This window comes from Pseudomonas fakonensis (assembly GCF_019139895.1).
Taxonomy (GTDB): domain Bacteria; phylum Pseudomonadota; class Gammaproteobacteria; order Pseudomonadales; family Pseudomonadaceae; genus Aquipseudomonas; species Aquipseudomonas fakonensis.
Genome location: NZ_CP077076.1, coordinates 3480502 through 3506436, shown reverse-complemented (window position 1 = coordinate 3506436; position 25935 = coordinate 3480502). Strand labels below are relative to the sequence as shown.

Genomic DNA, 25935 nt, shown 5'->3' with positions numbered 1-25935 from the left:
CGCACACAAAAAATCTGACAGTCCCACATCTACCAAAGCAATCACCATGGACTACGAACCCGAACCCAAAAAAAACCCCAACAACCAAAAGGCCATCGGGGCAAACGGTTGGGGGAGGATCCAACCAAAGGAGCTCTCAATTCAAAAGGCGATCACCGCGAACTGGCCACCACCTCCGGCTGCCAGCCGCCCCCAAGGGCCTTGTAGATCGCCACGATCCCGCTATACAACTCAACCTCACCCTGCGCCTGCGCATCCTCCGCACTCAGTCGCTCCCGCTCGGCATCGAGCAGCACCAGGTAATCCACGGTTCCCTCGCGATAGCGAATCGACGCCAGCTCCGCCGCCTTGCGGCTGGCCTCGCTCTGGCGCATCAAGGCCAGCAGCCGTTGCTGGCGCTTGCCATAGTCGCTGAAGGCATTCGAGGACTCTTCCAGTGCCAGCAGCACATGCTGCTCGTAGCTGGCCAGCGCCCCCTCGGCATCGGCCTTGGCCCCGCGCAGGCGGGCCCGCACGCTGCCCAGGTCAAATGCCGCCCAGGTGATGCTCGGGCCCAGCGCCCAGGCATTGGCCGCCGACGAACCAATCTGCGAGCCCCGCGCGGCCGTGAAGCCCAGGAAGCCGCTCAGGCTCACCCGCGGGAACAGGTCGGCGGTGGCCACGCCGACATTGGCGGTGGCTGCTGCCAGTTGGCGCTCGGCGCTGCGGATGTCCGGGCGGCGGCGCAGCAGCTCGCCCGGGTCACCTACCGGCAGCGCCTTGGCAATGGCCGGCAAGGCCTTGGGCGACAGGTCCACGGCCAATGCATCCGGGCGCTGGCCCAGCAGGGTGGCGATGCGGTTCTTCGCCCGCACCTGCTCGGCCTGCAACTGCGGCACGGTGGCTTCGACACCCGCCAGGCGGGCATCGGCGCGCACCACGTCGAGCTCGTTGCCAACACCGGTATCACGCAGGGTCACAGTGATATCCCGCGATTCCTGCTGGGTCTTCAGGTTGGCCAGGGCGATCTTCTCGCGCAGTTGCGCGCCACGCAGTTGGCCGTAGGCGTCCACCAGCTCGGCGATCAGGCTCACCTGCAACTGCGCAAGGTCGGCCGCAGCGGCCGCCTCCTGCGCTTCGCTGGCCTCGATACGGCGCTGGATGCGCCCGAACAGGTCAAGTTCCCAGGCCATGTCCAGGCCCAGGTCGTAGCGCTCGCTGTTGACCCGGCTCTCGGTCTGGCCCGGCACCTGGCCCTTGCCCAGGTCGCTGCTGGCACGGCTGGTGACCACCGGCAGCTGGTCGTTGGCCGCATCGTCGCGGATCGCCCGCGCCGACTTCAGCCGGGCGAAAGCCACCCGCAGGTCACGGTTGCCATCCAGCGAGGCTTGCACCAGCTGGTTCAGCACCGGGTCGTCGAACTGCTTCCACCACACGCTTTCGAAGTGGCTGCGGTCGAACGCCTTGGCCTCAAGGCCGCTGTCCAGTTTGGCCGGTTCAGTGGCCGGGGCCTGGTAGTCCGGGCCCACCGCACAGGCCGCCAGGGCCAGCGCCAGCAGGCTCGGGGTCAGGGGTTTGAGCAGGTTCATGCATGGTTCTCCAGCGCGGGGGCGTGCGCAGCCTTGCGGGCCTGGCGACGCTCGACGAAACGGCGGATCAGGAAGAAGAACACCGGGGTCAGGAACAGGCCGAACACGGTCACCCCGATCATCCCCGAGAACACCGCCACACCCATGGCATGACGCATCTCGGAGCCGGCGCCAGAGCTGAACACCAGCGGCACCACACCCATGATGAAGGCGATCGAGGTCATCAGGATCGGCCGCAGGCGCAGGCGGCAGGCTTCCAGTACCGCAGCCAGCGGGTCGAGGCCCTTGGCCTGTTCATCCTTGGCGAATTCGACGATCAGAATCGCGTTCTTGCACGCCAGGCCCACCAGTACGATCAAGCCGATCTGGGTGAAGATGTTGTTGTCGCCACCGGACACGATCACCCCGGTAATGGCCGACAGCAGGGTCATCGGCACGATCAGGATCACCGCCAGCGGCAGGCTCCAGCTCTCGTACTGGGCGGCCAGTACCAGGAAGGCCAGCAGCACGCACAGCGGGAACACGAACAATGCGGTATTGCCCGAGAGGATCTGCTGGTAGGTCAGGTCGGTCCACTCGAAGGTCATGCCGTTGGGCAGCTCTTCCTTGAGCAGCTTCTCGATCGCTGCCTCGGCCTGGCCCGAGCTGTAGCCCGGGGCTGCGGCGCCGTTGATTTCGGCGGTGATGAAGCCGTTGTAGTGCATCACGCGGTCAGGCCCGGAGGTGTCGCTGACCTTGAGGAAGGTCGCCAGCGGGATCATCTCGCCCAGGTTGTTGCGCACCTTCAACTGGCCGATCTGCTCGGCGTCGAGGCGGAACTGCTGCTCGGCCTGGACGTTGACCTGGTAAGTGCGGCCAAAGCGGTTGAAGTCGTTGGTGTACAGCGAGCCCAGGTAAACCTGCAGGGTGTCGAAGATGTCGGTGATCGCCACGCCGTGGGTCTTGGCCTTTTCCCGGTCGATGGCGGCATCGACCTGCGGCACGTTGACCTGGTAGCTGGTGAACAGCCCCGCCAGTTCCGGCACGTTGTGGCTCTTGGCGATGATGTTCTGGGTCTCTTTGTACAGCGCTTCGTAGCCCAGGTTGCCGCGGTCTTCGATCTGCAGGCGGAAGCCGCCGATGGTGCCCAGGCCTTGTACCGGCGGTGGCGGGAAGATCGCGATGTAGGCGTCCTGGATATCGGCAAACTGCGCGTTCAAGGCTGCCGCGATGGCCGCCGCCGACTGGCTCGGGTCCTTGCGCTCGTCGAACGGCTTGAGCGGGGTGAACACGATGCCGCTGTTCGGGCTGTTGGTGAAGCCGTTGATCGACAGGCCCGGGAAGGCCACCGAGTCGGCAACGCCAGGTTGCTTCAAGGCGATTTCACTCATGCGCTTGATCACAGCCTCCGTACGGTCGAGGCTGGCGGCGTCAGGCAGCTGGGCGAAGGCCACCAGGTACTGCTTGTCCTGGGCCGGGACGAAACCGGTCGGGGTGGACGAGAAGCCCAGGTAGGTCAGGCCCATGAGCCCGGCATACACGAACAGGGCAATGCTGCTGCCGCGGATGACCCGGCGTACGCCGCCCACATAGCTGTGGCTGGCCCGGTCGAAGAAGCGGTTGAACGGGGCGAACAGCCAGCTGCCCAGGAGTTTTTCCAGAATGCGCGAGAAACGGTCCTTGGGTGCGTGATGGTCTTTGAGCAGCACGGCAGCCAACGCTGGCGACAGGGTCAGCGAGTTGAACGCCGAAATCACGGTAGAGATGGCGATGGTCAGGGCGAACTGCTTGTAGAACTGCCCGGTAAGGCCCGAGATGAACGCCGCCGGCACGAACACGGCGCACAGCACCAACGCCGTGGCGATGATCGGCCCGGTCACTTCGCTCATGGCCTTTTGTGTGGCCTCGAGCGGTTTCAGGCCCAGCCCGATGTTCCGTTCGACGTTCTCCACCACCACGATGGCGTCGTCCACCACGATACCGATGGCCAGCACCAGCCCGAACAGTGACAAGGCGTTGAGCGAGAAGCCGAACAGGTGCATCACCGCAAAGGTACCGATCAGCGATACCGGCACAGCCAGCAGCGGGATGATCGAGGCGCGCCAGGTTTGCAGGAACAGGATCACCACCAGCACAACCAGGATCAGCGCTTCGAACAGGGTGTGCACCACTGCTTCGATGGAGCCACGCACGAACACGGTCGGGTCATAGACGATGCTGTAGTCCATGCCCTCGGGGAAGTCCTTCTTAAGCTCGGCCATCTTCGCCCGCACTTCGTCGGAGATCTCGATGGCGTTGGAGCCAGGGCGCTGGAAGATCGGGATGGCCACTGCCGGCTGGTTGTTCAGCAGCGAGCGCAGGGCGTACTGGCTGGAGCCGAGCTCGACCCGGGCGATGTCTTTCAGGCGGGTGATTTCGCCATCGGCACCGGCGCGGATGATGATGTTCTCGAACTCTTCCTCGTTGACCAGGCGGCCCTGGGTGTTGATCGACAGCTGGAAGCTGCTGGCACCCGGGGCGGGCGGGGCGCCCAGCTGGCCGGCGGCCACCTGGCGGTTCTGCTCGCGAATGGCCGCGACCACGTCACCGGCGGTGAGGTTGCGCGAGGCGGTCTTGTTCGGGTCGAGCCACACGCGCAGCGAGTAGTCGCCCATGCCGAACAGTTGCACATCGCCCACGCCGCCCAGGCGCGCCAGCTCATCCTTGATGTTGAGGATGGCGTAGTTGGACAGGTACAGCATGTCGTAGCGCTGGTCCGGCGAGGTCAGGTGCACGACCATGGTCAGGTCGGGCGAGGCCTTGTCGACGGTGATGCCGATACGGGTCACTTCCTCAGGCAGCTTGGGCTGGGTGCGGGTGACGCGGTTTTGCACCTGCACCTGGGCGTTGTCCAGGTCGGTGCCCAGGGCGAAGGTGATGGTCAGGGTCAGCTTGCCGTCGGCGGTGGACTGCGAGGACATGTACAGCATGTTCTCGACACCGGTGATGGCCTGCTCAAGCGGCGCGGCGACGGTTTCGCCGATCACCTTGGGGTTGGCGCCGGGGAAGTTGGCACGCACCACCACGGTGGGCGGCACCACTTCGGGGTATTCGCTGATCGGCAGCTGGAACAGCGAGATCGAACCCGCAATCAGCAGCACCAGCGACAGCACCGCGGCGAAGATCGGCCGGGTAATGAAAAATTTCGAGAAGTTCATCGGTGTGGTCCCTTAACCGCGTGGCGCCTGGGCGCTGGCGACTTTCACGTTGGAGCCCGCAACCTTGGGCGCCGGGTTGCTGGCCTCCAGGGCCTGGCGCTGTTGGGCGAGGGCGGCGAGGGTCTGTTCGCTGGCCATCTGGGTTTCTTCAGGGGAAACCTGCGAGCCAGGGCGCACGCGCTGCAGGCCCCTGACCACGATGCGGTCGTCCTTGGCCAGGCCGCTGCGCACGATGCGCAGGCCTTCAAGTTTTGGCCCCAGTTCCACGGCGCGGTAGGCCGCCTTGTTGTCCTTGTCCATCACCAGCACGAACTTCTTGCCAAGGTCGGTACCCACCGCTTCGTCGTTGATCAGCACCGCGTCGTACTGGGCGCTGCCGACCAGTTTCAGGCGGGCGTACAGGCCCGGGGTGAACTGGCCGTCGCGGTTGTCGAACACGGCGCGGCCACGGATGGTACCGGTGCGCGGGTTGACCTGGTTGTCGACGAAGTTCATCTGGCCCAGGTGCGGGTTGCCGGTTTCGTTGGTCAGGCCCAGGTACACCGGGGTGCTCTGGCCGCGCTGGCCGTCGCGCGCCAGCTGGTTGTACTTGAGGTACACGCGCTCGTCGGCGTCGAAGTAGGCGTACACCTTGTCGGTGGAGACCACGCTGGTCAACGGGGTGACGTCGGCGCTGACGATGTTGCCGGCGGTGAATTGGGCGCGGCTGACGCGCCCGGCAATCGGCGCGGTGACGCGGGTGAAGCTCAGGTTCAGGCGGGCCAGGTCCAGTTGTGCCTGAATCGCATCGACCCCGGCACGTGCTTCGGCGGCGGCGCTGGTGCGCGACTCGGCAAGCTCGGCAGAGATGGCGTTGCTGTCACGCAGGCGCTCGCCACGGCGGGCTTCATTGGCGCTGCGAATGGCAGTGGCCTTGGCCTGCGACAGCTGCGCTTCGAGGCGGCGTACTTCAGCCTGGAACGGGCGCGGGTCGATCTGGAACAGCAGGTCGCCTTTCTTTACCTGGGCGCCTTCGGTGAAGGCCACCAGGTCGATCTGGCCCGAAACGCGCGGGCGCACCTCGACGGTTTCCGGTGCTTCGAGGCGGCCGGTGAACTCGTCCCATTCGTTGATCGGTTGTTCGATGACTTTGGCGACGCTGACCTTTGGCGCGGCGGGAGCCTGCACGGCGTCTGGGGTACGGCCACAAGCGCTGAGCACCACCACTGCCAGGGCAGCGAGCGGGAAGCGCAAGGGTTTGAGTGAGTGGTCCATGGAGAACTCCGCCAATGTATTTAGTAGTGGGCGGAGTGTGAGTGCCTTGCGCGTGACGCACGAATCGAACGCAGCGAAGGTTATTATCACGCGCAATGATATGAGCGATGCTGGTATCGATATGGGCGTATGTTTGATTCGCACCTGGAGGGGACTACAGGTGCTTCTGAGTTTCGCGTAGGACGTTTCTTGTTCGTTGATTGGGTCGAATTTCAGCCTGTGCTGGCTGCTAGGGTTCCTGTCCTTCTTTCCGCGGACAGGGATCCCCGCCATGTGGCATACCGACCGGCAATCTTGTTTCAGTCACCCCTTGATGGACAGGGAGGCCTGAACATGGCAACTGACCTCCCGCCGTACAACGGCGTGCGCCACAAGGAAGTCACCCAGATCATCAGCGCCGACGGCCGGCCGTTGAAGGCGGTCAGCGCCCCGGACTTCTTCATCCGCGGTGCCAACACCTTCGCCCCGGTGCGCAGCGGCAACCACGTGCGCTTCTTCACCAGTGGGCATGCCTACTATCAGGACCTGGCCCAGGCCATCGACCAGGCGCAGGCGTCGATCTTCATCACCGGCTGGCAGGTCAACCACGACGTGCTGCTCGACGGCCGCCGCACGCTCTGGCAATGCCTGCGCAGCGCGCTGCTGGGCAAGCCGGCTCTGAAGGTCTACGTGCTGCCCTGGCTCAGCCCCATGCCCAGCCTCGGCACCCACGATTTCGAGACCATGCTGGCGGTGTTCCACCTGAATGTGGGGCTGGGCCGCGCCCGGGCATTTTGCCTGCCGGCCATCCAGCAGAGCGACATGAAGGGCCTGGGCGCGGTGTTCTCGCATCACCAGAAGAGCGTGGTGATCGACAACCAGGTCGGCTATGTCGGCGGCATCGACCTGGCCTATGGCCGCTGCGACGACCACCGCTTCAGCCTCGACGCCAGCGCGCGGCGTGGCCGCGATGCCTACAACCCGTGCATCCCGCACCTGGGCTGGATGGACATGGACAAGCACGTCAGCCGCGCCGGCCTGCTGCTGGCCACCGTGCTCGACCTGTCGCTGCCGGCGTTTCGCATCCCCATCGGCAAGACCGGGCTGAGCATCCCGGTGCCCGCCGACCGCCTGCTCAACGCCAGCGCCTGGCTGCGTGACCTGGCGATCAGCCCGATGCACCCGGTGTTGGCCTGGCTGGTCAAGGCCGGCAGCAGTTTCAAGGAGCTGATCGGCACCATCACCCACCCGCTGGAGGCCGGCAAGCAATACCTCACCGATGCGGCGATCCGCCAGGTCGCCGCGTTGATACGCCACAACTGGCAGCGCCTGCCGCTGGCCGAGCCGCTGAAAAGCCAGGCCGAGGCCTGGCTGCAGCAGGTCGAGGCGGCGCAGGGCGACCTGTCGATCGCCTTGCGCCTGCAAAGCCACCTGTTGATCAACCAGTGGCTGGGCAACACCGACCTTGGGCGCATGGTCGCGCTGCTGTGTGACAAGGGCTTCGATGCCATGCCCGCAGACAAGGCCCAGTGGCTGAACGGCATCGGCGAAACCGCCAGCGCCCTGCTGATGCATCTTTACACCCTGTTGCAGCAGCGCGTGGCCAGCCACCGCGCACCCTACCGTTACCTGGCCCACGACCCGCAACCGCTGGGCTCGCCCGACCACCGCACCCTGGCCGCCGACCAGCCGCGCATGCCCTGGCAGGACGTGCACAGCCGTATCGAAGGGCCCTCGGTGTACGACCTGTCGCGCAACTTCATCGACCGCTGGAACGGCCAGCAGGCGTATCTTGCGCAAACCCCGACGCTGTACAAGACCGACGCCGTCATCGCCCTGATGGAGTGGCTCAACCGCCTGGCCCGGGACGCCGGCATGCCGCACCATCTGGACCTCGCCGGCCACCTGCAACTGGATCTGCCGGCGCCAGAGCCGATGTGGATCGACCAGCCCGAGCAACTGCCCACGCCCCCTGACATCGTCCGCGGCCAGGTGCAGGTACAGGTGCTGCGCAGCGCCTCGGCGGCGATGGCCGCGCAGGAGGCCAAGGGCCGTACGTTGTCCCGGGTGCACCTGCCGCTGCCGCCTGGTATCAGGGCCCAGGGCATGCAGGACAACTGCAACAGCGCGATGTTGCAGGTGATCTCCAGTGCGCAGCATTTTCTGTACATCGAGAACCAGTTCTTCCAGAGCGCCTTTGGCGCGCAGGGCGAATTGAACGAAGGCCAGAGCTTGTCTGGCCCGATGGCCAGCCTGCGTGACCCCGGCACCCTGCGTGAGGATTTCGTCGCCCGGGTGAAGCTGCGCGAGGCGCTGAAGGCCCAGGACTACGGGCTGATCGACTGGGCAGAGCTGCAGGCGATCTGCAAGGCCTTTGGCCAGGAAGGCGTGGCCTTTGCCGAAGCCCTGCAATCGATGTGGACGCTCAATGCCCAGGGTTGGCTGAGCCACAAACTGGGGGAACAGGAGCCGCTTGGCAACAAGATCGCCATCGCGCTGGCCGACCGTATCGGCCGGGCGATCTACGAAAACCGGCCGTTCCACGTGTACCTGGTATTGCCTGTTCACCCCGAGGGCAAGCTCGATGTGCCCAATGTGATGCACCAGGTTCACCTGACCATGCAGAGCTTGGTGTTCGGCGAACTGAGCCTGGTCAAGCGCATCCAGCGGCATATGGCGCTCAAGGCAATCATGGATTGCGGGAAGAGCCGCGAATGTGCACAGAAGATCATCAAGCACACGAATGGCAAGGGCCAGCCGGTGTATGAGCAGCAGGACTGGAGCCGCTACCTGACGCTGCTCAACCTGCGTACCTGGGGCTACCTGAAGGGCCGGGTGGTCACCGAGCAGATCTACGTGCACAGCAAGTTGATGATCGCCGACGACCGCGTGGCGATTCTGGGCAGCGCCAACATCAACGACCGCAGCCTGAACGGCCAGCGGGATTCGGAGCTGGCGGCGATCATTCGCGACACGCAACCGGTGAAGGCGAAGCTGGACGGCAAATACCCGCATACGGTGGGCAAGGCGGTGCATCAGTTGCGCGTGGACCTCTGGCGTAAACACTTCGGGCTCGATTTGCCGCCGGGCGGGCCGGTGGCGCCGTTCACCGAGCTGGCGGATTGCCTGGATCAGCCGGCGGCAGAGCATGTTTGGCGGGCGATACAGGAACGGGCGCGGGCTAACAGTGAGGCTTACGAGAAGGTGTTTGATTTTATTCCGCAAAGTTGGAGCCCGGTTCAGATTCTCGACAAGGCGGGACAGGAAGAGTATCCCGGCGGTTTTCCAGCTTCCATATGGCCCACATGGGTATATAGAAATGTCTCCAATTTCAAAATGGGGGGGGATTTTAAAACAGCACCTCCTCATCAAACGCGCTTTTGGTCAGATACAGATTTAGATGCGCCGATGGGTGTGATGGGCTTTATGTGTGCGTTGCCCGTGAAGTGGACAAGTGGAGAGAGTAATGACTCGGGTTTCAATTTGACCATTCTCGCAAATCGCCTATCTCGTGAAGGTGCGCGGGCGGTTGCAGTGAATACAGGTTCTTCGTCGAACAAGGATGAGTTCTCATGAGTTGGGTGAGGTTCTTTATTGTATTTTTTCCTTGCGCTCACGCTGTGGGTGATGGCATGAAAGAGTGTGTGGGGCGCTCGGTGTTTGATTTGTCGGAGTCTGTGTCATGGGCAACCTCGAATATTGAGAATTTTCGCATCGATTCACCAGGAACTCCCATGTTTTCGAGGCATGTGGGAGGAAACGCAGGTCACGTAGAATATGATAGTGACAGGCTGTGGTACAAAGTTAGCATTATCACGACACGTGATCAGCTCGAAAAAGCTCGCCTGGCAGTGCTGTTGAGTGCCGAGGAGTATGCCAAAAATACTCGGCGTAAATTGAAGGTCGAGCAAGAAAGCTTGAAGGCTCTGTATGAGGGGGGCAGTAGCAGGGCAATTAACAAAGCAAAAGTTAAAATCTTAGATTTGCAAAATAACCTTGCGAGCGCTGGTGTTCGTGAATATGACATCGGTCTTCCTGATGCTTATGCTTTTGGTGATCATGCCCCGTATAAAGTTTTCTTATGGCGAAAAAATCGCGTTTACTATTTTGCTTTTACGAACTCAAACACTCGCTCGCTCGAAAGCGTCAAGGATCTGATGGCTCGCTTTGAACCGCGAGATATCCACCACGTCCCCGCAGGCACCGGGATCTGCATGCCCTACGGCTTCATCCATGACGACGGCCTTCCCACCTTCAGCATCAAGAGCAGCCTGCGTTTTGACAGCACGCCCAACGTGGTCTTGAGCATTATCAATGCATCGCCTGAATATGAGACCAAGCCCACCTTGGGTACTTACAACACCCACTACTACCCCGGCTACGACCGCCAGCGCTGGAAGAAGTCGAGCATCCTGCAGGCGATCGACCTCGGTGGGCGCAAGACCGTGCTCGAAGGCTGGCGCCTGGACCCGCGCCCAGGCTCCGGCGAAGAAGAGCGAGCCTGGTTTGCAACCGCCAACGTGGGCGGTCTATTACGCCCCTTGCTGGCGGTGCACATGGAAACCTTCCCGAAAGGCACCGACGATCTGCAAACCCTGACCCCGCCCCCAGAAGAAGTGATCCCGAAATTCTTGAAAATTACCGAAAGCATTAGGGACTTATAAGGTGTGTCTTCAGCAGGTGCCACTCAAGGCTGAGCTTAACGTGCCTTATGTGATTAAACAGATCAAATTGATCATGCAAGTATCGATGATACGCATTCAGCGGCATGTCGGCATCAAGGCGATGATGGACTACGGGGCGACGCGAAAGGAGGCGCTGAACATCATTTATAACAAAGATGGCAATGGGCAGCCGGTATATGCCCGGCAAGACTGGAGCCGCTACCTGACGCTGCTCAACCTGCGCACCTGGGGCTACCTGAAGGGCCGGGTGGTCACCGAGCAGATCTACGTGCACAGCAAGTTGATGATCGCCGACGACCGCGTGGCGATTCTGGGCAGCGCCAACATCAACGACCGCAGCCTGAACGGCCAGCGGGATTCGGAGCTGGCAGCGATCATTCGCGACACGCAACCGGTGAAGGCGAAATTGGACGGCAAATACCCGCATACGGTGGGCAAGGCCGTGCATCAGTTGCGCGTGGACCTCTGGCGCAAACACTTCGGGCTCGATTTGCCGCCGGGCGGGCCGGTGGCGCCGTTCACCGAGCTGGCGGATTGCCTGGATCAGCCGGCGGCAGAGTATGTGTGGCGGGCGATACAGGAACGGGCGCGGGCTAACAGTGAGGCTTACGAGACGGTGTTTGATTTCATTCCGCAAAGCAGGAGCCAGGTTCAAGTGATGAGTGAGGCGGCGGAAAAAAGGTATCCCGACGGTTTTCCGGCCTCCATCTGGCCTACCTGGACGTATCGAGATGCCTTGGAGCTGGAATTGGGTGGTTATCTAAAAGAGCCCGCGCCTCACCAGGAGAATTTTTGGTTGAAAGGCGATCCAGATGCACCGATGGGCGTGACTGGCTTTATATGTGCACTGCCCGTGAAGTGGACAAAGGGTGAGGAAAGTAATTCGGGTTTCAATTTGACGATTCTCGCCAATCGTCAATCGCAGCAGGGGGCGGGAGACGTGGTGGCGCAGTCAGAGTCTCCGTTGCACAAGGGTCATCACTCATGAGGTGGCTGCAGTTTTTAATCGTGTTTTCTCCTTGCGTCTATGCTGCGGATGGTGAGCTGAAAGAGTGTATTGGGCGTTCTGTTTTTGATGTTCCAGAACCTGTTTCCTGGGCAACCTCCGATATTGAGAATTTTCGTATAGATGGGCCAGGATTCCCCATGTTCTCGAGGCGGGTCGGAGGAAATTCAGGTCACGTTAGGTACTCTGGAAGTTTGCGATACAAGGTGAGTATCGTCACAACACGTGATCACTTCGAAAATGCTCGTCAAATGGTGCTGTTGGATCATGAGGCATACGTCGAAAACCTGCGTCGTCGATTGAAAGTCGAGCAGGAGCGCTTGAGTACTTTGTCTGGTGGGCCTCACGGAAAAGCCATTGCACGGGCCAAAGAGGACGTTGCAAAGTTGCAAAATGATCTTGGGAGCGCTGGTATCCGTGAGTTTGATATCGGCCTCCCTGATGCTTATGTGTTCGGTAATCAATCGCCTTATGAGGCTTTTTTGTGGAGAAACAACCGAGTTTATTATTTTGCCTTTACGAAACCTGAGGCTAGTTCGCTTCAGGACGTCAAGAACCTGATGGCGCGCTTTGAACCTCGAGACAGCCATCAAATCCCCAAAGGCCCAGGTGTATGCATGCCCTACGGCTTCATCCATGACGACGGTCTTCCCACCTTCAGCATCAAGAGCAGCCTGTGTTTTGATAGCACGCCCAACGTGATCTTGAGCATTATCAATGCATCGCCTGAATATGAGACCAAGCCCACCTTGGGTACTTACAACACCCACTACTACCCCGGCTACGACCGCCAGCGCTGGAAGAAGTCGAGCATCCTGCAGGCGATCGACCTCGGTGGGCACAAGACCGTGCTCGAAGGCTGGCGCCTGGACCCGCGCCCAAGCTCCGGCGAAGAAGAGCGCGCCTGGTTTGCAACCGCCAACGTGGGCGGTCTATTGCGCCCCTTGCTGGCGGTGCACATGGAAACCTTCCCGAAAGGCACCGACGATCTGCAAACCCTGACCCCGCCCCCGGAAGAAGTAATCCCGAAATTCTTGAAAATTACCGAAAGCATTAGGGACTTATAAGGTGCATGTCTTGAGCAGGTGCAATTCGAGGCTGAGCTTAACGTGCCTTATGTGATTAAACAGATCCAATTGATCATGCAAGTTTCGATGATACGCATTCAGCGGCATGTCAGCATCAAGGCGATGATGGACTACGGGGCGACGCGGCGCTGAGCATCATTTCGGTGGCGCCGTTTACCGAACTGGCGGATTGCCTGGATCAGCCGGCGGCAGAGCATGTGTGGCGAGCGATACAGGAACGGGCGCGGGCTAACAGTGAGGCTTATGAGAAGGTGTTTAATTTCATTGCGCAAAGCAGGAGTCAGGTTCAGGTGCTGAGTGGGGTTGCGCAAGACACGTATCGCGATGGCTTCCCCGCTTCCATCTGGCCTACCTGGGCATACCGAAATGCTTTGAATTTCAAACTGGGGGGGGCCTGAAAGTGGTACCACCCCATCAAGAGCGCTTTTGGTTAAACGCAGATCCAGATGCACCGATGGACGTGACTGGCTTTATATGTGCACTGCCCGTGAACTGGACAAAGGGCGAGGATAATGACTCGGGTTTCAATTTGACGATTCTGGCCAACCGTCAGTCGGAACAATGGACGGAAAAAGTTATGGCGCAGTCAGCGTCTTCGTTGCGCAAGGAGCATCGTTCATGAAATGGCTCACGGGTCTGATTTTTTTTGCGCCTTATACCCATGCCGTGGATGATGTGCGGTAGGAGTGTATTGGGCGTTCCGTTTTTGAAGTTTCGGAGCCGCTGTCCTGGTCAACCGTTAATATCAAAAAGGCGCGTATTGATTTCCAGTCATCACCTATGTTTTCAGGCAAAATCGGAGGGCTCGCCGATCACGTTGAATACGCGGGTGATAGGGTGTGGTACAAGGTAAGTACTGTCACAACACGTTATCAGTTCGAGAGGGCTCGCCAGGCAGTGCTATTGGATTCTGAGGGTTATGTCGAGAGTCTTTGGCGTCAATTGAAGGCTGAGCTGAAAAAGTTGAGCACTTTGTCCAAGGGCGTGGATGACAAAGAAATCAATCGAGTACGAGCGAAAATCGCAGAGTTGAAAGGCCGTCTTGCGAGCCCTCGCACGCGTGACTTTGACATCGGTTTGCCTGATGCCTTTGCGTTGGGTAATGACACACCCTACAAGATCTTCTTGTGGCGAAATAATCGCGGTTATTACTTTTATTTTTCCCAGCCTGAGGGCGAAACACTCGAAAGCGTCAAGAACCTGATGGCGCGCTTTGAGCCACGTGATAGCCATCAAATCCCGAAAGGCCCAGGGGTATGCATGCCCTACGGCTTCATCCATGACGACGGCCTGGCCACTTTCAGCATTAAGAGCACGCTGCGTTTCGACAGTACGCCAAACGTGGTCATGAGCATTATCAATGCCTCTGCGGAATATGCAGTCAAGCCGACCTTGGGGACCTACAACACCCACTATTACCCCGGCTATGACCGCCAGCGCTGGAAAAAGTCGAGCATCCTGCAGGCGATCGACCTCGGCGGGCGCAAGACCATTCTGAAAGGTTGGCGCCTGGACCCGCGCCCGGGTTCCGGCGAAGAGGAGCGCGCCTGGTTTGCGAGCGCCCATGTGGGCGGGCTGGATCGCCCGCTGCTGGCGGTGCACATGGAAACCTTCGCGAAAGGCAGCAATGACCTGGAAACCCTGACGCTAACACCGGATGAAGTGATTCCGAAGTTTCTGAAAATCACCGAAAGCCTGCGGAATCTGTAGCGCCCTCATTGGTGTTTTGTTGGCCTTGTCACCCGTACCTCAAGCCGAGGATTTCACAGTTCAGGACTGTTGCAGGCCGTCAATCGGCTGAGGCCAGGCAGCAGGTTTTCTTTAAACAGTGTTTTAAAGCGCAAGGAGTACTGTTGATGAAGTGGCTGCAGTTTGTTCTGGTTTTTTCTCCCTGTGTTTACGCGGCGGATGATATCCGGCAGGAGTGCATTGGGCGCTCAGTTTTCGAGGTGTCTGAGCCTGTTTCCTGGGCGGCATTCAATGTTGGGCAGTATCGTTTCTGGGTGGACGAATCACCCATGTTTTCAAGCGGTGTCGGAGGCGTGGGAGATCACGTTTATTATGCGGACGACGGACTGCTGTACAAGGTCAGCTTTGCCAAGACACGTGAGCAGTTCGAGTACGCTCGCGAAGATTGGATATTGCAGTCTGAAGACTATGTCGAAAACCTTCATCGTCAACTGAAGATGGAACAGAAAAATTTGAAGGTTTTTTCTGATGAATTTCAAGGCGCCACACTCGACCGAATCAAAGCGAAGGTGGCAGAACTGCAAGAGCAGCTTGCGAGTGCAGGCTATCGTGAATTTGACATAGGCCTTCCTGATGCCTTCGCGGTCGGTAGGCGTTCGCCTGATCAGGTTTTCTTATGGCGTAACAATCGCGTTTACTATTTTTGGTTCACGAACCGACTCGTCAGGTCGCTCGAGGACGTCAAGAACCTGATGGCGCGCTTTGAACCCCGCGATAGCCATCAAATCCCCAAAGGGCCGGGCGTGTGTGTGCCCTACGGCTTTATCCATGACGATGGTCTGGCTACGTTCAGCATCAAGAGCAGTCTACGTTTCGACAGCACGCCAAATGTGGTGATGAGCATGCTCACTACGTCTGCGAATTACCGGACCAAGCGCACCTTGGCCCCCTATGAAACCGACGATAACCCCAGCTACGACGATACCCTCTGGAAGAAATCCAGCATCGAACAGGCCATCAACCTGGGGCGGCACCAGACTGTGCTCAAAGGCTGGCGCCTGGACCCGCTTCCGGGCTCCGGCGAAGAAGAGCACACCTGGTTTGCGACTGCTGCCGTGGGTGGGCGGGCCCGCCCTTTGTTTGCGGTACACATGCAAAGCTTCCCGAAGTTCACCGGCGACCTGCAAACCCTGGCACCACCACCGGAAAAGGTGATCCCGAAGTTCCTGAAAATCACCCAAAGCCTGCGGGATCTGTAACGGCCCGCCGTGCACCCAATGCGCTGAATCAGTCGGGGGCGGCTGCCTGCGGGCGTTGCCTCGACACCGGATTACAAAATTGTAATCTGCCCGCCACCCCCCCGATAACCACCCCTCCCTAGAGTCCATCGCCAACGCATTCCGCCGCTTGCCGTCGAGGACTTCCGCCGTGCCCATCCCCCGCAATGTCGCCTGGTTCTGCCTGCTGCTGGTCGGCCCTGCCGCCGCCGATGGCCTGAGCCTGGCCCAGGCCCTGGACGCCGCCTACGCCAACAACCCGGAGCTGGCCGCCGTCGGCCGTGAAGTCGGCGTGGCCGAGGGCGAACGGCGCCAGGCCGGGTTGCTGCCCAACCCTGAGCTTTCCTGGGAGGTCGAAGACACCCGGCGCAGCACCAGCACCACCACGGTCACCCTCAGCCAGCCGCTGGAGCTGGGCGGCAAGCGCGGTGCGCGCATCGAGGTTGCCGAAGCCGGCCAGGCACTGGCGCAACTGGAGCTGGAGCGCCAGCGCAACGGCCTGCGTGCCGATGTGGTGCAGGCCTACCATGCAGCCTTGCGCGCACAGACCGCACTGGAGCTGGCGCAGCAATCCCAGGCCCTGACCGAACGCGGTGTGCGGGTGGTCGAGGGCCGGGTCAAGGCCGGCCAGTCGTCGCCGGTGGAGGCGACCCGCGCCCAGGTGCAACTGGCCCAGGCCCAGGCTGCAATGCGCCGCGCGCAAACCGGGCGCGCCGTGGCCTGGCAGGCACTGGCGCGGCTGACCGGCAGCGCCGATCCCTTCGAGCGGCTCGATGCCGCCACCCTGTCACCCGGCCAGGCGCCGCAGGCCGCGCAGTTGCTGGCCAAGCTCGAGCAGACCGCCGACTGGCGCCTGGCTGCCGCGCAAGTGCAGCGCGGCGAGGCCAGCCTGGGTTCGGAAAAGGCCCAGCGCATCCCCAACCTCACCGTCAGCCTGGGCAGCCAGTACAGCCGCGAGGACCGCGAGCGGGTCAACCTGGTCGGGCTGTCGATGCCGCTGCCGCTGTTCGACCGCAACCAAGGCAACGTGCTGGCCGCCGCGCGCCGCGCCGACCAGGCCCGCGACCTGCGCAATGCCGTGGAACTGCGCCTGCGCAGCGACACGCGCAGCGCCGTCGAGCAGTGGGCCACCGCGATGGGCGAGGTGCAGGCCTACGACCGCACCATCCTGCCCTCGGCGCAGCAGGCGGTGGACACCGCCACCCGCGGCTTCGAGATGGGCAAGTTCGCCTTCCTCGATGTGCTCGACGCCCAGCGCACGCTGATCGAGGCGCGCGGCCTGTACCTCGATGCTCTGGCCCAGGCCACCGATGCGCGTGCGCAGGTGGAGCGTATCTACGGCGAACTCTGAGCCCGGCCCTTCGCTCCCACGGGCGCAGCCTTCAACTGCGTGGGAGCGGGCTTGCCCCGCGATGGGGCCCGAATTGCACCTAACGAATTTTCCAGCAGGAGCCTCCATGACCACCCCCCGCAAACTCGCGATTCTCGCCGCAGCCCTGGCCGCCCTCGGCCTTGGCGGCCTGGCCTGGACCGGCACCCTGGGCCAGGCCAGCAGCCAGGCCCAGCACGACGACCATGGTGAAGAAAGCCACAGTGAAGAGGGCCATGGTGAAGAAGGCCATGGCGATGAAAAAGCCCATGGGGACGAAGAAGGCCAGTTGCACCTGAGCGCCGAGCAGATCCAGGCCGCTGGCGTGCAGTTGGCGACCGCTGGCCCGCAGGCCCTGGGCAGCGCCATCAGCTTCCCCGGCGAGATCCGCTTCGACGAAGACCGCACCGCCCATGTGGTGCCGCGCGTTCCCGGCGTGGTCGAGGCGGTGCATGCCGAGCTGGGCCAGGCGGTGAAGCGCGGCCAGGTGCTGGCGGTGATTGCCAGCCAGCAAATCTCAGAACTGCGCAGTGAACAGCAGGCTGCCCAGCGTCGGCTGGAGCTGGCGCGCCTGACCTTCGAGCGAGAAAAGCAGCTGTGGCAGGAGCGCATCAGCGCCGAGCAGGACTACCTGCAAGCGCGTCAAGCCCTGCAAGAGGCCGAGATCGCCGCCGCCAACGCCGGGCAGAAGGTCGCCGCGGTGGCCCCAGCCGGGCGCGGCAACCGTTTCGAGCTGCGCGCGCCGTTCGATGCGGTGGTGGTAGAGAAGCACCTGACCGTGGGCGAGGTGGTGGGCGAGGCCAGCAATGCGTTCACCTTGTCTGACCTGAGCCGGGTCTGGGCCACCTTCGCCGTGGCCCCGCGCGACCTGGACAAGGTGGTCAGCGGCCGTGACGTCACCGTCAGCGCCCCGGACCTGGGGGCCCAGGTGCAGGGCAAGGTCAACTACGTCGGCAGCTTGCTGGGCGAGCAGAACCGCGCCGCTACCGTGCGCGCCACCCTGGCCAACCCCAATGGCGCCTGGCGCCCGGGGCTGTTCGTCAACATTGCGGTCACCGTCGAGCGCTTCGACGCCGCCGTGGTGGTGCCCGAGGCCGCGTTGCAAACCTGGGAGGACAAGACCGTGGTGTTCGCCCGTACCGAGGAGGGTTTCGAGGCCCGCCCGGTGACCCCGGGCCGGCGCGATGCCGGCCAGGTGGAAATTCGCGAGGGGCTTGCCGCCGGCACCGTGGTCGCCGCCGCCGGCAGCTTCGTCCTCAAGTCCGAGCTGGGCAAAGGCTCGGCCGAACACAGCCATTGAGTGGGGACGCCTGACATGTTCGAACGCCTGATCCAGTTCGCCATCGAGCAGCGCCTGGTGGTGATGCTCGCCGTGGTGCTGATGGCCGCCGTGGGCATCCACAGCTACCAGAAGCTGCCCATCGATGCGGTGCCCGACATCACCAACGTGCAGGTGCAGGTCAACACCGCTGCCCCTGGCTATTCGCCGCTGGAAACCGAGCAGCGCATCACCTACGCCATCGAAACCGCCATGGCCGGCCTGCCGGGCCTCAAGCAAACCCGCTCGCTGTCGCGCTCGGGGTTGTCGCAGGTGACGGTGATCTTCGCTGATGGCACCGATATCTTCTTCGCCCGGCAGTTGGTCAACGAGCGCCTGCAGGTGGCCCGTGAGCAACTGCCCGAGGGCATCGAGGCGGCCCTGGGGCCGATCTCTACCGGGCTGGGGGAGATCTTCCTGTGGACGGTGGAGGCCAAGGACGGTGCAGTCAAAGACGACGGCACGCCCTATACCCCCACCGACCTGCGGGTGATCCAGGACTGGATCATCAAGCCGCAGCTGCGCAACGTGCCGGGGGTGGCCGAGGTCAACAGCATCGGCGGCCATGCCAAGCAGTACCTGATTGCGCCGGAGCCCAAGCGCCTGGCGGCCTACAAGCTGACCCTCAACGACCTGATTGCGGCACTTGAGCGCAACAACGCCAACGTCGGCGCCGGCTACATCGAGCGCAACGGCGAGCAACTGCTGATTCGCGCCCCGGGGCAGGTGGCCTCGGCCGAGGATATCGCCAACATCGTCATCGCAAGCGTTGATGGCACGCCGATCCGCGTCAGCCATGTGGCCCAGGTGGGCCTGGGTGAAGAGCTGCGTTCGGGCGCGGCCACCGAGAATGGCCGTGAAGTGGTGTTGGGCACGGTGTTCATGCTGATCGGCGAAAACAGCCGCAGCGTGTCGCAGGCGGTGGCGGCCAAGCTTGAAGAGATCAACCGCAGCCTGCCTGAAGGTGTGGTGGCGGTGACCGTGTACGACCGCACCAACCTGGTGGAAAAGGCCATCGCCACGGTGAAGAAGAACCTCATCGAAGGCGCGATCCTGGTCATCGCCGTGTTGTTTCTGTTCCTGGGTAACATCCGCGCGGCGCTGATCACCGCCATGGTGATCCCGCTGTCGATGCTGTTCACCTTCACCGGCATGTTCAGCAACAAGGTCAGCGCCAACCTGATGAGCCTGGGGGCGCTGGACTTCGGCATCATCGTCGACGGTGCGGTGGTGATCGTGGAGAACGCCATCCGCCGCCTGGCCCACGCCCAGCAGCACCACGGGCGCATGCTGACCCGCAGCGAGCGCTTTCACGAGGTGTTCGCCGCCGCCCGCGAGGCGCGCCGGCCACTGATTTACGGGCAGCTGATCATCATGGTGGTGTACCTGCCGATCTTTGCCCTGACCGGTGTGGAGGGCAAGATGTTCCACCCCATGGCCTTCACCGTGGTGCTGGCGCTGCTGGGGGCGATGATCCTTTCGGTGACCTTCGTGCCGGCGGCCATCGCGCTGTTCGTCACCGGCAAGGTCAAGGAAGAGGAGGGCGTGGTGATGCGCACCGCGCGCCGCCTTTATGCGCCGGTGCTGGAGTGGGTGCTGAGCAAGCGCAACCTGGCCTTTGCCGGCGCCGCCGCAGTAGTGCTGCTGTCGGGCGTGCTGGCCAGCCGCATGGGCAGCGAGTTCATCCCAAGCCTCAGCGAAGGCGACTTCGCCCTGCAGGCGCTACGGGTGCCGGGCACCAGCCTTTCGCAGTCGGTGGACATGCAGCAGCGCCTGGAAAAGGCCATCATCGAGCAGGTGCCGCAAGTGCAGCGGGTGTTCGCCCGCACCGGCACCGCCGAGATTGCCTCCGACCCGATGCCGCCGAACATTTCCGACGCCTACGTGATGCTCAAGCCGCGTGAGCAGTGGCAAGACCCGGGCAAGCCGCGCGAGGCGCTGATCGCCGAGGTGCAGCGTGCCGCCGCCGGGGTGCCGGGCAGCAACTACGAGCTGTCGCAGCCGATCCAGCTGCGCTTCAACGAGCTGATTTCCGGGGTGCGCAGCGATGTGGCGGTGAAGGTGTTCGGTGACGACATGCAGGTGCTCAACCGCACCGCCGCGCAGATTGCCGCGCGCCTGCAGCAGGTGCCGGGGGCGTCCGAGGTGAAGGCCGAGCAAACCACCGGCCTGCCGGTGCTGACCATCGACATCGACCGCGACATGGCTGCCCGCTACGGCCTGAACGTGGGCGACGTGCAGGACGCCATCGCCATCGCCGTGGGTGGGCGCAGTGCCGGCACCTTGTACGAAGGTGACCGCCGCTTCGACATGGTAGTGCGCCTGCCAGAGGCCCTGCGAACCGACGTGGACGGGTTGTCCGGCCTGTTGATTCCGGTGCCGGCCAGCGCCGCCACTGGCGCCGGGCAGATCGGCTTCATCCCGCTGGGCCAGGTGGCCACGCTGAACCTGCAGCTTGGGCCCAACCAGATCAGCCGTGAGGACGGCAAGCGCGTGGTGGTGGTCAGCGCCAACGTGCGCGGGCGTGACCTGGGCTCGTTCGTAGAGGAAGCCTCGCAGGCGCTGATCGACCAGGTGCCGGTGCCGCCCGGCTACTGGACCCGTTGGGGTGGCCAGTTCGAGCAGTTGCAGTCGGCGGCCGAACGGTTGCGGGTGGTGGTGCCGGTGTCGCTGCTGCTGGTGATGGCGTTGCTGCTGATGATGTTCAACAACCTCAAGGATGGCCTGCTGGTGTTCACCGGCATTCCGTTCGCCCTGACCGGTGGCGTGCTGGCGCTGTGGTTGCGGGATATTCCGCTGTCGATTTCCGCCGGGGTGGGCTTTATCGCCCTGTCGGGTGTCGCGGTGCTCAATGGCCTGGTGATGATTGCCTTCATCCGCAACCTGCGTGAGGAGGGCCGTGGCCTGAGGGCCGCGGTGCAGGAGGGCGCGCTGACCCGCCTGCGACCGGTGCTGATGACTGCGCTGGTGGCCTCGCTCGGGTTCATCCCCATGGCCCTGGCCACCGGCACCGGCGCTGAAGTGCAGCGGCCGCTGGCGACGGTGGTGATTGGCGGCATCCTGTCGTCGACGGCGCTGACCTTGCTGGTGTTGCCGGCGTTGTACCAGTGGGCGCACCGGCGTGAGGAAGAGCTAGAGACCGCGTGAGCTTCATCGCCGGCAAGCCGGCTCCTACAGGGGCATGCGGTCACCTGTAGGAGCCGGCTTGCCGGCGATAGGGCCATCAGCGCTGTTTGAGCCAGTGATCCACACTCAATCGCCCAGCCCCCTTCAACAGCAGCGGCAGCAAGGCCACCAGGTAAATCAACGGCAGCTTGTAGTTGCCATACCCCTGGTCACTGATCGAGTAGCCGCGTGCCAGCTCTGCCAGGCTCGACCATTCGGCCGGCCAGTGCACCGCAGCGATCGCCACCACGGTCACCACCATCAGCACCAGCGATGCCAGGCGCGTGCCCAGCCCCAGCACCAGCAGCAGCGGGCAGATCAGTTCGGCCCACATCGACAGCTGCCAGTTCAGCCCCGCCGGCAGCAGGTTGAACGGAAACGGGAAGTTGCCCTGCAGGTCGGCGAACCAGTTGGCGCCGTTGAATTTTTCCAGCCCCGATTCGAAGAACTCCCAGGCCAGGAACAGCCGCAGCGGCAGGTCGGCGCCCCAGCTGCCGAAACGGTCGAGGGCGGTGAAAGGGCGGGTAAGGGTTTGCGTCAGCATGAGTGGGCTCCTTGCGGTCAGTGGGCAGGCGTGGGGGTGGCGCCGCGCAGGCGGCGTGCCTGCTTGGCGATCAGTTTCAGCACGATGGCGGCGAACATCAGGGCGAAGGCCAGCGGGTACCAGCCGCCCATGGGGATGCGCTTGTAGAACGACAGGCAGAACACCCCGGCCAGCACCCAGGTGCCGGTGCTGTGCAGGCCCTTCCAAAGGCGCGGGCCGAGCAGGCGCGTCGGTGCCTTGAACGAAGTCAGGGCCAGCAGCAGGATGAACAGGTAACCCACCGAGCCCGGGATATTGGCCACGGCTGTGCGCCCGGCCCAGAACAGCTCGGGGAAACCTTGGGCATACAGGTAGATCAGCACCCCGTGCACCGTGTGCGAAAAGGCGAAGGCCAGGCCCAGGTAGCGCCGCTCACGCAGCAACTGGCGGCTGAGGGCGCCCGGCAGCAGGGTGACCAGGGCCGAGGCGAGGAAGGTCAGCAAGAACATCGCGAACGAACTGCGCGCGGTGGCACGGATGGCGCTGCGCAGGGCGTCGGCGCTGCCTGCTGGGTAGGTGGCCAGTACCGCGGCGGTCATCAGCAAGGTCAGGGCGGCGAGGCTGAAGAACAGCTTCCAGCCGGTGGGCAAGGCTTTCATTGATGTGGCTCCCGGAGTGCGTGGTGGTTGGCCGGGAGTGTGCGGGGGCGGGGTATCTGCAGTGTGTCGGTGGGGTGGGGGTTGTGTATCGGTTTGTACGCCGCTATGGCCGGCGCGCCGCGGCCTCTGTAGGAGATCATCCTGCTCTTTCGGGCTGCGCTGTCGCGCAGAGAACTCGTCTCGCAGATGCACCACGGCCCCTGTGGGAAGCGGCCTTGTGTCGCGATGGGGTGCGTAGCAGCCCCGGCAATTTTGCATGAGGCCGAGGCCTTGGGGCCGCTTTGCGCCCCATCGCGACACAAGGCCGCTTCCCACGGGGGCCGTGCTAAATCAATGAGTTGTAGTTTGTTCTCTGAGAGCCGGCTTGCCGGCGATGAGGCCGGCACAGCCAGCACAAGACAGTTGCACCTACAGAAGCCGCGTCAAGGCAAAGCTGCGTTTCAGGGCTGACGCTCGGCCACTGCCCGCAGGGTGCGCAGGGTCACCACCGGGGCGTCCACCACGAAACGGTTGGCCAGCCAGCCGGGCACGTCGCCGGCAGGGTCGGCTTGCAACTGGTAGGTGACCTCGGTTTCACGCTCTCCCAGGGGCTTCATCACCCATTCGCCGCTCAGGCGCTGCACCCGTATCAGGCCTTTTTCTTCGGGCAGCTTGCCGGGGTCGGCGCTCAGGTGGCGCACCAGGGTGCCGTCGTCCAGGCGCTCGGTGCTGACCTTGAGCACCATGTCCCGCGGCAGCGTCGGCCAGGGCAGGTCTGTGGTCAGGTAGATCCAGGTGGTGTCGCCGTCCACCTCCAGCAGGCGCATTTGCTGGCAGGCATACAGCCATTTGCAGGCCACCCGCAGGTTCTCCTGCAGGTCGGTGAGGGTGCGTACGCTGGCCTTCATGGTGCTGACACCGCGAAACTGCTGGTACGACGAGCCAGGCGCGGCACTGAGGTAGACTTTGATGCCTTCGCGGTCGTAGGCCAGGTTCCAGCTGTCGGCGGCCAGCGCGCTGGTGCACAGCAGCAAAAGGGCGAGCAGGGGGCGGTTCATGGCGTGTACCGCTGGCGGTGGGGTGCCATTGAGTATGTGTGGCAAAACGCGGTTGTGCCATTGCGTGCCCACGCAGGAACAAAGCCTCAGTCCAGCAGCAGGCCCACCTGGGTTCGCTTGGGCAGCCTTCGCACCACCAACTGGTGCGAGCGCTTGAGCAGGTCGGTCAACTCCGTGCGGCCCATGGGGTAGGGCAGCGCCATGCTCACCCACTTGGCCCGCGCCAGGTACGGCGCCGGGCGCACCCCGGGGCGGTCGCAATAGCCGAGAAACAGCTCGTCGGCCACCTTGAACGACAGCCCCGCGCCGGCCAGGTCCATGACCGCGAACATCTTGTTGCCGGCCACCGAGAACACGCGGATGCCGCCCCACTTGTAGTCCTCCCGCGCGCCCGGCAGGGCCAGGCAGAAGGCCGCTACCTGGGCTTCGCTCATCGGTTTTTCAGACATACTTTTCTCCACAGGCCTCGAACGAAGCCGCCAGGTGATCGATCCATACCCGCACTGCCGGCAGCAAGCCGCGCCGGTGCGGGTACACCGCCTGCAGGTAGCCGCCGGGCAGCGACCAGTCCGGCAGCAGCCGCACCAGCTCGCCGCGGGCCAACTCTTCTTCGCAGAACATCGCCGGCAGGGCGGTAAAGCCAAGGCCTGCGCGCACCGCAGCGTTGCGCACGACAAAGTCGTCGATGGCCAGGCGCGGCTCCAGGGCTATGTGCTCTTCACGGCCATTTGGGCCGTGCAGGCGAAAGTGCACCAGCCGGTCAGCCTCGGTCGCGCCCAGCACCGGCAGGCCGGCCAGCTCGGCCGGCTCGCAAATGTGGTCGGCAAAGCCGGGCGCCGCCACCAGTTGCATCTGCGCCTGGCGCAGGCGGCGGGTGACCAGGGTCGGGTCTTCGTCGCCCAGGTCGCGCACCCGCAGGCCTACGTCGATGCCTTCGGAAATCAGGTCGACCCGGCGGTTGAGCAGCACCATGTCCAGTTGCACCAGCGGGTATTGGGCCAAAAAGCGGCTGATCACCTCGGGCAAAAAGGCGTGGGCCAGCGCCACCGGGCACGACACCCGCAGGCGCCCGCGCGGCTCGCTGGACATGCTGGCCACCACCTCGTCGGCCATCTCGGCCTCCAGCAGCATGGCCTGGCAGTGGTGCAGGTAGCGCTCGCCCACGGCGGTGAGCTTGAGCTGGCGGGTGGTGCGCTGCAGCAGGCGGGTGCCCAGGCGTTCTTCCAGCTCGGCGATGCGCCGCGACAGTCGCGACTTGGGGATGCCCAGCTGGCGGCCGGCGGCGGCGAAACCGCCGGCCTCGACTACGCGGGCGAAGTAAAACAGGTCGTTGAGGTCTTGCATCGGCGGCGGCTCATTGTTCCATCAGTGGGACAAACTAACGCATTTTTGCCAGCTTATCAGCCATTCGCTGTGCCGGTAGGATTCTCCCCATCGTGATCGCTCAACGCTGCGGTCTTCAAAACACAGGAGAGTCCCATGAAACTGTTGCACATCGATTCGAGCATCCTCGGCGACAATTCCGCCTCCCGTCAGCTGAGCCGCGAAGTGGTCGAAGCCTGGAAAGCCGCCGACCCGAGCATTGAAGTGATCTACCGCGACCTGGCCGCCGACGCCATCAGCCACTTCTCCGCCGCCACCCTGGTGGCTGCCGGTACCCCGGAAGAAATGCGCGATGCCGCCCAGGCCCATGAAGCCAAGCTCAGCGCCGAAACCCTGGAAGAGTTCCTGGCCGCCGACGCGGTGGTGATCGGTGCGCCGATGTACAACTTCACCGTGCCAACCCAGCTCAAGGCCTGGATCGACCGCGTAGCCGTGGCCGGCAAGACCTTCCGCTACACCGAAGCCGGCCCTGAAGGCCTGTGCGGTGACAAGAAGGTGGTGCTGGTGTCCACCGCCGGTGGCCTGCACCACGGCCAGCCGACTGGCGTTGGCCATGAGGACTTCCTCAAGGTGTTCCTGGGCTTTATCGGTATCACCGACCTGGAAATCGTCCGTGCCCACGGCCTGGCCTACGGCCCAGAGCACCGCGCCAAGGCCATCGACGCCGCCCAGGCGCAGATCGCCGATGAGCTGTTCACCGCTGCCTGATCGCGCAATCGTAAAAAAGCCGACTGTCGCCCATGCGCCAGTCGGCTTTTT

Annotated in this window: 18 protein-coding genes; 10 read left to right on the top strand and 8 right to left on the bottom strand. The window is 63.1% G+C overall.

The features are described 5' to 3' along the window. Positions 1–152: 152 nt before the first annotated feature. The 3 genes from KSS94_RS15435 to mexE are packed head-to-tail and all read right to left on the bottom strand — an operon-like array spanning position 153 to position 5998. On the bottom strand, positions 153–1568 hold the full coding sequence (locus KSS94_RS15435) for an efflux transporter outer membrane subunit (protein ID WP_217838966.1): 1416 nt from the start codon (positions 1566–1568) through the stop codon (positions 153–155). Further along, positions 1565–4744, bottom strand: a complete 3180-nt coding sequence (locus KSS94_RS15430; RefSeq protein ID WP_217838965.1) for an efflux RND transporter permease subunit — start codon at positions 4742–4744, stop codon at positions 1565–1567. Before KSS94_RS15430 ends, KSS94_RS15435 begins: the two co-directional genes overlap by 4 nt. Positions 4745–4756: 12 nt before the next feature. Beyond that, positions 4757–5998 (bottom strand): multidrug efflux RND transporter periplasmic adaptor subunit MexE, encoded by a 1242-nt coding sequence (gene mexE, locus KSS94_RS15425; protein WP_217838964.1) that lies wholly within the window; start codon positions 5996–5998, stop codon positions 4757–4759. Positions 5999–6331: 333 nt separating this feature from the next. On the opposite strand from mexE, the gene KSS94_RS15420 reads away from it, so the two are divergent. The 9 genes from KSS94_RS15420 (at position 6332) to KSS94_RS15380 (ending at position 21556) form a co-directional block, all read left to right on the top strand. Continuing rightward, positions 6332–9553: a phospholipase D-like domain-containing protein gene (locus KSS94_RS15420; protein ID WP_217838963.1), complete on the top strand. Its 3222-nt coding sequence runs from the start codon at positions 6332–6334 to the stop codon at positions 9551–9553. Beyond that, the gene (locus KSS94_RS27265) at positions 9550–10641 is read left to right on the top strand and encodes a hypothetical protein (protein WP_225935793.1); all 1092 of its coding nucleotides are present in this window, start codon (positions 9550–9552) and stop codon (positions 10639–10641) included. The genes KSS94_RS15420 and KSS94_RS27265 overlap by 4 nt, the downstream gene beginning before the upstream one ends. 40 nt (positions 10642–10681) lie before the next feature. Further along, positions 10682–11650 carry a phospholipase D-like domain-containing protein gene (locus tag KSS94_RS15410; RefSeq protein WP_217838962.1) on the top strand — a complete coding sequence of 323 codons (969 nt, stop codon included), beginning with the start codon at positions 10682–10684 and terminating at the stop codon, positions 11648–11650. Then, complete coding sequence (locus KSS94_RS27260; protein ID WP_225935792.1) at positions 11647–12735, top strand: hypothetical protein; 1089 nt, start codon at positions 11647–11649, stop codon at positions 12733–12735. The genes KSS94_RS15410 and KSS94_RS27260 overlap by 4 nt, the downstream gene beginning before the upstream one ends. An 801-nt stretch (positions 12736–13536) precedes the next feature. Then, positions 13537–14466 carry a hypothetical protein gene (locus KSS94_RS15400; RefSeq protein ID WP_217838961.1) on the top strand — a complete coding sequence of 310 codons (930 nt, stop codon included), beginning with the start codon at positions 13537–13539 and terminating at the stop codon, positions 14464–14466. Positions 14467–14612: 146 nt separating this feature from the next. Beyond that, positions 14613–15704, top strand: a complete 1092-nt coding sequence (locus KSS94_RS15395; RefSeq protein WP_217838960.1) for a T6SS immunity protein Tli4 family protein — start codon at positions 14613–14615, stop codon at positions 15702–15704. A gap of 169 nt (positions 15705–15873) precedes the next feature. Then, complete coding sequence (locus tag KSS94_RS15390) at positions 15874–17073, top strand: TolC family protein (protein WP_217838959.1); 1200 nt, start codon at positions 15874–15876, stop codon at positions 17071–17073. Positions 17074–17179: 106 nt separating this feature from the next. After that, positions 17180–18391 (top strand): efflux RND transporter periplasmic adaptor subunit, encoded by a 1212-nt coding sequence (locus KSS94_RS15385; protein ID WP_217838958.1) that lies wholly within the window; start codon positions 17180–17182, stop codon positions 18389–18391. Between the two features lie 15 nt (positions 18392–18406). Then, positions 18407–21556, top strand: coding sequence for an efflux RND transporter permease subunit (locus KSS94_RS15380; RefSeq protein WP_217838957.1), 3150 nt, complete (start codon positions 18407–18409; stop codon positions 21554–21556). A gap of 76 nt (positions 21557–21632) precedes the next feature. On the opposite strand, the gene KSS94_RS15375 is transcribed toward KSS94_RS15380, so the two are convergent. From KSS94_RS15375 to KSS94_RS15355, 5 genes are all read right to left on the bottom strand, one after another. Further along, positions 21633–22118 carry an HvfX family Cu-binding RiPP maturation protein gene (locus tag KSS94_RS15375; RefSeq protein ID WP_217838956.1) on the bottom strand — a complete coding sequence of 162 codons (486 nt, stop codon included), beginning with the start codon at positions 22116–22118 and terminating at the stop codon, positions 21633–21635. Between the two features lie 17 nt (positions 22119–22135). Further along, positions 22136–22756 (bottom strand): ferric reductase-like transmembrane domain-containing protein, encoded by a 621-nt coding sequence (locus KSS94_RS15370; RefSeq protein ID WP_217838955.1) that lies wholly within the window; start codon positions 22754–22756, stop codon positions 22136–22138. A 440-nt stretch (positions 22757–23196) separates the two neighbouring features. Continuing rightward, the gene (locus KSS94_RS15365) at positions 23197–23793 is read right to left on the bottom strand and encodes an START domain-containing protein (protein ID WP_217838954.1); all 597 of its coding nucleotides are present in this window, start codon (positions 23791–23793) and stop codon (positions 23197–23199) included. 86 nt (positions 23794–23879) lie between these two features. Beyond that, positions 23880–24242: an MmcQ/YjbR family DNA-binding protein gene (locus tag KSS94_RS15360; protein WP_217838953.1), complete on the bottom strand. Its 363-nt coding sequence runs from the start codon at positions 24240–24242 to the stop codon at positions 23880–23882. Then, positions 24235–25137 (bottom strand): LysR substrate-binding domain-containing protein, encoded by a 903-nt coding sequence (locus KSS94_RS15355; RefSeq protein ID WP_217838952.1) that lies wholly within the window; start codon positions 25135–25137, stop codon positions 24235–24237. Before KSS94_RS15355 ends, KSS94_RS15360 begins: the two co-directional genes overlap by 8 nt. 135 nt (positions 25138–25272) lie before the next feature. Here KSS94_RS15355 and KSS94_RS15350 point away from each other — a divergent pair, with 135 nt between their 5' ends. Continuing rightward, positions 25273–25884 (top strand): FMN-dependent NADH-azoreductase, encoded by a 612-nt coding sequence (locus KSS94_RS15350; RefSeq protein WP_217838951.1) that lies wholly within the window; start codon positions 25273–25275, stop codon positions 25882–25884. Positions 25885–25935: the final 51 nt, after the last annotated feature.